Annotated in this window: 5 protein-coding genes and 1 pseudogene; 3 read left to right on the top strand and 3 right to left on the bottom strand. The window is 71.7% G+C overall.

Going from position 1 to position 8129, the window contains the following annotated elements; all coding sequences use genetic code 11:
• Together ACY5KJ_RS14715 and ACY5KJ_RS14710 are read right to left on the bottom strand one after the other, a co-directional pair.
• A pseudogene (locus ACY5KJ_RS14715) lies at positions 1-395 on the bottom strand (RNA-guided endonuclease InsQ/TnpB family protein); the annotation flags it as partial.
• 214 nt (positions 396-609) lie between these two features.
• Positions 610-2037: a hypothetical protein gene (locus tag ACY5KJ_RS14710; RefSeq protein ID WP_462203598.1), complete on the bottom strand. Its 1428-nt coding sequence runs from the start codon at positions 2035-2037 to the stop codon at positions 610-612.
• A gap of 1109 nt (positions 2038-3146) precedes the next feature.
• Between ACY5KJ_RS14710 and ACY5KJ_RS14705 the strand changes: the two genes are divergently transcribed.
• On the top strand, positions 3147-4073 hold the full coding sequence (locus ACY5KJ_RS14705) for a universal stress protein (protein WP_462188662.1): 927 nt from the start codon (positions 3147-3149) through the stop codon (positions 4071-4073).
• Positions 4074-4094: 21 nt separating this feature from the next.
• Here the strand turns inward: ACY5KJ_RS14705 and ACY5KJ_RS14700 are convergent, their stop codons facing one another.
• Entirely contained in the window at positions 4095-5990 is a 1896-nt protein-coding gene (locus ACY5KJ_RS14700) for a C2 family cysteine protease (protein ID WP_462188663.1), read from the bottom strand.
• 241 nt (positions 5991-6231) lie between these two features.
• Here ACY5KJ_RS14700 and ACY5KJ_RS14695 point away from each other — a divergent pair, with 241 nt between their 5' ends.
• Together ACY5KJ_RS14695 and ACY5KJ_RS14690 are read left to right on the top strand one after the other, a co-directional pair.
• A complete protein-coding gene (locus tag ACY5KJ_RS14695; protein WP_462188664.1) occupies positions 6232-7452 on the top strand; it encodes an acetyl-CoA C-acetyltransferase in 1221 nt (406 codons plus the stop codon).
• 144 nt (positions 7453-7596) lie between these two features.
• Positions 7597-7803, top strand: a complete 207-nt coding sequence (locus ACY5KJ_RS14690) for a DUF1918 domain-containing protein (RefSeq protein WP_462203599.1) — start codon at positions 7597-7599, stop codon at positions 7801-7803.
• Positions 7804-8129: the final 326 nt, after the last annotated feature.

Here is an 8129-nt window from a genome sequence, read left to right as displayed (position 1 = left end):
AGCTTGATCTGCCCGTCCCGGAACGTGAAGCAGTTCCGGGAGTAGGCCGCTGAATCGGCGGTCTTGCCCTTCTTCTTGAACGAGGGGTAGCCGGCGCGCTTCTCCCAGAAGTTCACGTAGGCGGTTTGCAGGTTCCGTAACGCGGCCTGCAACGGCCCTTTCGATGGCCCGGCGAGCCAGAGTGTGCCCGGGTCGCGTTTCCAGCCGGTGAGCATCCGGTCGGTCTCGGCGTGGGTGACCCGCCGCTGCTCCTGGAACCAGGCCCGGTGCCGTTCCGCGAGCGCCCGGTTGTACACGTAGCGCACACAGCCGAACGTCTGCGCGAGCTGGGCGGCCTGCTCCGGGGTCGGCTAGAAGCGGTAGCGGTACGCCCGCTTCACCACCTTCGACCCCATAAGTGACAGGATAGCAGGCTTGCCTGTCACGCTGTCGTTGATGCGCTAGCCCCGCCCTGAAAGACGGGGCCTGCGCGCTACGTTCCTGGGTCACCATGACTTCCCATGATGGGCTGTCGCTGGGACTATGCAACACCATCCGCCACCGACCGTCACCATCCGCCGCCCGCCGCCGCGCGCTGCGGCGGGCGAGCCGGACCACGGGTCGACCGGCTCAGGCCGCGCCGTCAGCCGCCGACTGGCTCGCCATCTGGGCATGCGCGCGTCCCGCGCGAGCGGCCTCCTCGATGGCCTCCAGCGGTGGCCGCGGGATCGACACGGGCGGCGCCTCGGATTCCGGGCGGGCGGCTCGGGACCCGTAGGCCTCCCATCCTGGGCGTCCGGGCGCGGGTCCCTTCTCCTTCGCGGAGCGGGTGTAGCGCCCGCGCCCCTGGTTCGGGACGGTGGAACCCGGCGTCGGTCCGGTCCTGATCCCCCGGTTCTCCAGGCAGGCGCGGCAGTTGCAGTCGGCAGACGCCCTGGGCAGGCGATCGAGCCGCCAGGACAGATTGTCGATCTCGTCGCCGTCCCCGACCAGGACACCGGTCGTGATGATGTGCACTAGATGCAGGGCCAGTTCGACCGGTTCCCAGCTGTCTTCCTCCAGGATCACCCGTAGTTTCTGGTAGATGGCCAGGTAGTCGGACGTCGGGCGCCGCATCGCGTTCGCGAGGACCGTGATCACCTGGCTGGCGGCCAGGGTCATCGGCTCGGGCGGCGGAGGGGGCAACGGGACTGTCGGGGCGGCCCGCTCCGGTTCGGGGGTCGACGCGTCCGCTGCCCCAGTGGTCTCGTCCGTCAGGACGCGTGGCTCGTCCGTCACAGCCCCGCGGGTGGCGGGATCGACGGTGCCCACGGCCGGGGCCGGTTGGGTGTCGCCGTCCGGTCGGGTGTCACCCGGCTCCGGCTGCTCTGAACGGGCGGTGTCCGGATCATCCGAACCGGCGGTGTCCGGGCGGTCCGGGCGGTCGGCGCCCCTCGAGGGGGCGAGGTTGACCGCCGGGCTGGCGGTACCAGGCGAGCCATCGCTCGCCACGGACGCCATCGCCCGGGAACGACGGCCGACCGCAGACGCCGTCCGCATACCGACCCGGCTACGGCGACCGCCGCGGCGCCGACGGGCGGGCGCGGCCGAGGCTGCGGTTGCCGAGCCGGCCTCCGATGCCGCCGGGGCCGATGCCGCCGACGAGGAGGCGACGTCGGCCTCGACCAAGCGGACCTCACCTGCCCGCACGGCGGCCTCGGGGATGCTCAGGGCTAACCGCGTCGTCCTGCCGGCCGCGGGCCGGGCCACCGTCGCCAACCAGCCCTGGTTGCGCAGCCTGGTGATCTGGCGCTGCACGTGGGTCCGGCTGTAACCGGTCTCCGCGACCAGGGTGACCAGGCCGGGGGCGCTCACCGCGGCACCGGCGGGCGCCGCCGGCGGAACCTCGGCGACGTGGCTCGCCAGCGTCAACGCGACCAGCTTCGCCGCCGACGGCAGGGCCGCCCGCAGCACCGCCCGCTGCCATCCCCCGCGATCGGACACCAGCGTGCCCGACTCCTGCGCACGGACCAGAACCAGAGCACCGGGGAGGGCAAGCTGGGTCACGGCCGACGCCACGTGCCTCCCTTCCTCGGCGGGGTCACTCGAAGCTGACGGACTGCGCCCGCCCGAGCGGATCAGGGCAGGTTGCCCGGGGATCATGCCGACCTGGACGGGTTCGGTGAGTCGGGGACCGGTCGACGTCTGTCCAGGCACGGTACTCCGTGCCTGGACGGGAGGCTCCTGGGGAGGGCCACCACATTCACATGAAGAGGACATGACTTCATCACCCTCGTTGGGGATTCGTGGTGCGACAGACGCATCAAACATCGCGCGACTGACGCAAAGCAAAAGATGGGGCCGGCGGCCACGAAAAGGCCACACCGGGCCATCCTGAAAGACCTCCCGAGCAGTTCCTCTCCCTGCCTTCAACCTCATCTGGTGACACCAGAACCAGATTTTGAATCCGTCATCTTCAAATTCTTATTACTGCGTCACCTGGCGGGACGGCATCCCCGGGGAGGAGGACCCGGCGGGGTGGAGGATCCCCCCTCCATCGCGCCGGAGGGATGGCCGGCGCGGTGACCGCGCCCGGGTACGCCCTGCCCACGGCACGTGCGGAGGAGAGTCCGGGCGCGCTCACCGGTTGAACCAGCCCACCGGTAGCCGGAACGACGACGGGACTCGGCGCACAAGAAAAATCGCCGGGAACCGGAACACCGGGAGAAACCGGACCGCCCGGTCACGGCATTCTTCGTCCTTGCCCGGCGAGGCCGGACGGGAACAGCCACCTCACCAGATCGACCCGCCGCCACACAACGGAAGCCAACCACCGTCGCCGACGACAGGGATCGTGGATCTCCATGGTCGTACCTCGTCGTCTTATCGATCGATCACGGCAGGGGAGCCGCTGGCGCCCAGTGGCTTCCGGTCCGACTACGGGGTTACCGGGGACCCGCGACCCAACCATTCACCACTTCCCACCATGGATCATGCCGATGCGTGGGAAGGATGGCCCAACGTAGGGTTCACCTGGCTCGAACACACGAAAACAACACCGGAAGCTGTTGATCGGCGGGCAGCTCCACTCCGCGTTGGCCTCCCCGGCGTTGGCCTCCCCCGCTGGCGGACGGGGTTCCAGGCCGACCAGCCGGGTATCCCGGACCGGGCTTCGAAGGAGGCGGACGATGGCCGACATCGTGGTCGGGGTCGATGGTTCCGCGGGCTCCCACACGGCGCTGCGCTGGGCGTTCACCGAGGCGGAGTGGCAGGGGTGCGGCATCCGAGCCGTGATCGGCTTCGCCCGCGGTACGGCACAGTCCGGGATGCGGGCCGGTCTAGCGCAGGCGGCCGAGCGGACGCTACACAAGACCGTGACGGCGGTCACGCCACCGGGATCGACCGTCTCCGTGGCGGAGCAGGCCGTGGACCTGCCGGGCGCGGAGGCCCTGCTGACGGTCGGCCGCGACGCCCGCATGATCGTGGTCGGTGCCCGGGGGCAGGGACTGCTGCACCGGCTGCGAATCGGGTCGGTCAGTGCCTCCGTCGCCGTACATGCCACGGTTCCGGTTGTGATCGCCCGCGGTGACGTCGAGGCCGCCATCGCCAGCTCGGGTGCGACCATCGGCTCGGGTGCGACCGCCGCCGAAGGCACGATCCCGGCCGGCGCGCCGTCCCGACTGTCCCGGCCGATCGCCGTGGGTGTGGACGGCTCCCCCAACGCACTGTCGGCCCTCGCCTGGGCCGCCGGGGAGGCCGCGCTGCGCGGGGTTCCGCTGATCGCCGTGCACGCCTGGCTCGCGGCGATCCCGTTGCCGTTCGCCGAGGCACCGGGGGAGATCACCCAGGCCCTGGAGGACCAGGCCCGGGCCGTGCTCGACGAGTCCATCGCGGGCGTCCGCGACCGCGGCCAACTGCCGGCCGGACTGGACCTACGGGCCGTGGTGGTGCCCGCCTCGGCCACCCAGGCCTTGATCGTCAAGGGCCGCGAGTGCGATCTCGTCGTCGTCGGCGCCCGCGGTCACGGCGGCTTCGCCGAGCTGCTGCTGGGATCTGTCAGCCACCAGTGCATGCTTCACTGCCCCACCCCGGTGGCGATCATTCGGCAGTGGTAGCGGGGCAGCGGCGACCGGTCGTCAACGGGTCGGGCCGTGCACGACCGCATGCGTGTCCGGGAGGATCCCGTCCCAGGCGTACCACCGCTCGTTGTTCTGCCCGGGCGCCGGATCCCACGGATTACGCAGCAGCACCCGCCGGCGCGCCGCGTCCACGGCGAGCAGGGTGTAGGCGTGCGCCGCGACGAGCCCGCCAGGTCGGGTTCGACGCCGGGTGGTCACAATCACCACCTCGCCGCCGGCGAGGAGCTCCCCGAGGGCGGGAACGGTCGCCTCGTGGGCGGCGAGCACGTGCGCCGATCGCCCGGTGAGCGTCCGCAGGGCCGTCGCCGCATTTCCGAATTCGATGGCGGGATAGCCGCCGTGCAGCCGGGCGTAGGCCTTCTCGTACAGCGCCGGCCACAGCTCCGGCCGTCCCGCCGCGTCGTCGCCGTCCATCGCGACCTCCTCGTACCCGGCCGCACGTGACCGGGAGGTGCCCGGCGCCTGCGGCCCGGGTACCTCATCCTCCGATCGATCCTCTGACCGCCCGTACGGCGGCTGGACCCGACGAGCGGGCAGTGCGGCCGTGACGGTGACGCCCACGCCGGCGCCGGCCGGTCCGCGGGGGTGCATGGTGATCGTGACAGTGCCGTTGGGGTTGGCCCGCAGCCGCTCCGCGAGCAGCCCAGGATCCTGGCGGGCGATGCCGATCAGCGCCGCGACGAGGTAGCAGTCGGCGACGCCGCCCTGCCCCACATCGCTCGGGCTGATCCCGTCACGCACCGTCGGGTCGCCGGTGCGGTCGACCGCCACGACCTCGCCGGGGCGCCCGCGGACGACAGGGTAGCCGGGTTCGAGCCATAGGAAAGCCAGCAGGAGGTCTCCGATCATGGCCGAGGAGGCCCCGGCGATCAGGGTGTCGGTGAGGTCGGCCAGCGCCGGCAGGTAGCGAAGGATGCCGGGGCCCGGATTTTCGATCACCCGGGCGGCCACTGCGGCAAGGACCGCCAGGGGCCGGCCGCGCAGCCGGGAGATGGCCGCCTGGCGCATCGCCGCGGACAGGCCAGCCAGCCGAGCGATGATCGCCGCCAGATCATTGACGGTCACTGCCGCCGGATCCGTGCCGATGCGGGCGACCAGCTCGGCTGCGGCGAAACGCGCCATCCGCCGGTCGATGCCGCGCGCTATGGCCGGCGCTCCGACGGCGACCGCGTGCAGCCCGAACCCGACGGGGTCGTCCCGTCCGGACGAGCCAGCCAGACCGGGCGAGCCGGCCAGACCGGGCGGTTTGCGCTCCCCGAACAGGCCGTGCGGACCGGACCAGTCCGCGCCGCCGAACGGACCGGGCAGCCGGCTCAACCGTCCCCCGTCCGCGGCGACGGCCCGAGCCAGGGCTGCCGACCGGTCGCCCGCTGCCCGCAGGCGGTCGGACAGGACGCCCAGCAGGACCGGATCGAACAGAACGGTTTCGTCAATCGGGACCATCCCGGCGGGCCTGCCGTCCCCGGTGCCGCCGGTGGCCAGTCGGTGGGCCAGCATCCACATCCGTGGGTCGTTCCCGACGCCGCCGGACGCGTCGAACCGGCGCAGCCGGGCGAGCTCATCGGCGGATACCACGGCAGCCGCGCCGAGACCGAGGCGCAAGGCGTGGGCACGCTCGTCGTACCGCTCGGCGAGCCAGTCGAGCAGCCCGGCCCGATCGCGCAGCACCCCGGCGCCGACGTCGAGCGCCCGCTGCCAGTCGTCCAGCCGGGCGGCGCACCGGATCCGCCACGGTGACCGCCAGGCCCGCGGGGTGTCGGCGGTACGCACACCGGCCAGCACCCCGGCCACCTCCGGGGCGAGCCGGCGCAGCCGGGCGGCGCGCTCGCGCAGTTTGCCCGCGGCCGCGGCGAGGGCCGCGACATCACGGGGTGTACCAAGGTCTGCTCGCATCGGGCACGCCATCCGGCTCGCTGGCGACGGGATGATCAAAGCGTAACCCGACGGGTCCCCCTCGCCGCGTCGGCTCGGCCACCCGCGACCGCGGGCGCTCGTCCGCGTTAGAGTTTTGATCATTTGGCCGCAGGGACCGCGGCTCCCGCGATCCTGCCGCCAAGAACACCGGGAACACCGGGAACACCGGGAACACCGGGAACACCGGGAACACCGGGAACGCCGGGAACTGGGAGGGCATGTGACCGAGGCCGTCGTCGTCGCCGCAACCCGGTCATCGATCGGGCGGGCGTTCAAGGGTTCGCTGCGGGGGATGCGGGCCGACGACCTCGCGGCCGTCATCGTCCGGGCAGCCCTGGACCAGGTTCCGGCCCTCGACCCGGCCGATATCGACGATCTCATCATCGGCTGCGGGCTACCCGGAGGCGAACAGGGACACAACATCAGCCGCGTCGTCGCCGTCAGCCTCGGGTTCGACACCGTTCCCGGCACGACGGTCTCCCGGTACTGTGCCTCCTCTCTGCAGGCTCTGCGGATGGCCGCGCACGCCGTCCGCGCGGGAGAGGGCGACGCGTTCATCGCCGCCAGGGTGGAGGTCGTCAGCAGCTTCGTCAGGGGCAACAGCGACAGCCTGCCGGACACCCAGAACCCGCGCTACTGCGAGGCCCAGGCCCGTACGGCGGCCCGCGCGCAGGCGGGGTCCGCGCCCTGGACGGATCCCCGGGCGGCCGGCGAGCTGCCCGACGTCTACATCGCTATGGGGCAGACCGCCGAGAACGTGGCCCAGCTCACCGGCGTGAGCCGCCTCGAACAGGACGAGTACGCCTGCCGCTCGCAGAACCTGACGGAGCGGGCCGTCGCGGACGGCTTCTTCAAGCGGGAGATCATTCCGGTGCCGCTGCCCGACGGCGGGGTGATCGACAGCGACGACAGTCCCCGGCCGGGAACCACGATGCGGGCGCTGGCCGCCCTCAGGCCGGTGTTCCGCCCAGACGGTACCGTCACGGCCGGTAACGCCTGCCCGCTCAACGACGGAGCCGCTGCGGTCATCGTCATGAGCGACACCAGGGCCCGCGAGCTCGGCATCACCCCGCTGGCCCGGATCGTCTCCACCGGAGTCAGCGCGCTGTCACCGGAGATCATGGGCCTGGCCCCGGTGGAGGCGTCCCGGCGGGCCCTGGCCCGGGCGGGGATGACGATCGACGACGTCGACCTGGTAGAGCTGAACGAGGCATTCGCGGCGCAGGTCATCCCGGCCTACCGGGCACTCGGGCTCGACGTCGCGAAGCTGAACGTGCACGGTGGCGCGATCGCGCTCGGTCACCCGTTCGGGATGACCGGCGCCCGCCTACTCACCACCCTGCTGAACGGACTACACACCACCGACACGACCATCGGATTGGAGACGATGTGCGTCGGCGGCGGGCAGGGCATGGCGCTGGTCGTCGAGCGGCTGTCCTGAGCCGGGAATTCGCGACCTTTCGGACTCCGAATATGCCGCGACCGGCACCTCGTGCTAGGCAGAAAGAGCACGCGCATGCGATCGGTCACCGGAGCATCCAGGCAGAACAGACCGGATCGCCCGGCAGGGAGGTCGGCCATCATGATGTTCGCATCCGTCGGAGAGAGGTTCGTCGTCCACGGCCGCACGGTGGGCAGCCCAGAACGACACGGGACCGTGGTCGAGGTACGCGGCGAGGACGGAGGCCCGCCGTTCGTCGTGCGTTGGGATGACGGGCACGAGGGGCTCTTCTTCCCGAGCTACGACTCGCTCGTCGAACTCCGACCGTCACGGGAGTCCGCGAGCGTCTGACCCCGGGCACGCCCGAGCGCGGGGAGCCAGGCCCAGGGCATGTTAATCGCCTGAAGCATTTTCCGGCGAAATCGGCTGCCCCGGGGCCTTCAGGCGGTGTGACCTGCTGCGCTATACAGCAGGGACACAGCCGTCGGGCCGACAGGTAACGCGCGTCGATCCGGAGGCAACACAGATAGCTCCGGAGCGTGACCGATGCCTACGCCTTCCCCGTCCACCGGCGATCCAGCCGATCATCCCGGCCGGCCCGAACACCGGTCGGAGCCAGGCCGCCCCTCGGGCCCGGAGCACGGGTCGGGCCCGGAGCACGGGTCCGGGTCAGTTCT

The organism is Frankia sp. CcWB3, from assembly GCF_977927595.1.
The sequence above is the reverse complement of the archived record's forward strand: the minus strand, read 5'-3'. Positions and strand labels throughout refer to the sequence as shown.